Raw genomic sequence first — 407 nt, 5'->3', positions numbered from 1 at the left:
GAGGGGATCTCGGTGTCGACCTTGTCGGTGGAGACCTCGAGGAGGGGCTCGTCCTCCGCGACCTCCTCGCCGACCTCCTTCAGCCAACGGGTGACGGTGCCCTCGGTGACCGACTCGCCCAGTGCGGGCAGGGTCACGTCGGTGCCCTCGGCGGAACCACCGGAAGCGGCGGGGGCCTCCTGGGCGGGCGCCTCCTGTGCGGGGGCGGGCTGCTCCTGGGCCGGGGCGGGAGCCTCGGCGGCGGGGGCGGCCTGCTGCTGCGGGGCCTCCTGCGCGGCCGGGGCACCGGAACCGTCGTCGATGACGGCCAGCTCGGCGCCGACCTCGACGGTCTCGTCCTCGGCGACCTTGATGGAGGCCAGAACGCCGGCGGCAGGGGAGGGGATCTCGGTGTCGACCTTGTCGGT

General features: G+C 74.7%; 1 protein-coding gene. It reads right to left on the bottom strand.

The window, feature by feature from the left end; translation table 11 throughout:
• Positions 1-407, bottom strand: a 407-nt coding sequence (locus G3I40_RS40050; protein WP_343245175.1) for a biotin/lipoyl-containing protein, incomplete at both ends; no start/stop codon positions are given.

The sequence above is a fragment of the Streptomyces sp. SID14478 genome, assembly GCF_010548525.1.
GTDB lineage: Bacteria > Actinomycetota > Actinomycetes > Streptomycetales > Streptomycetaceae > Streptomyces.
The sequence above is the reverse complement of the archived record's forward strand: the minus strand, read 5'-3'. Positions and strand labels throughout refer to the sequence as shown.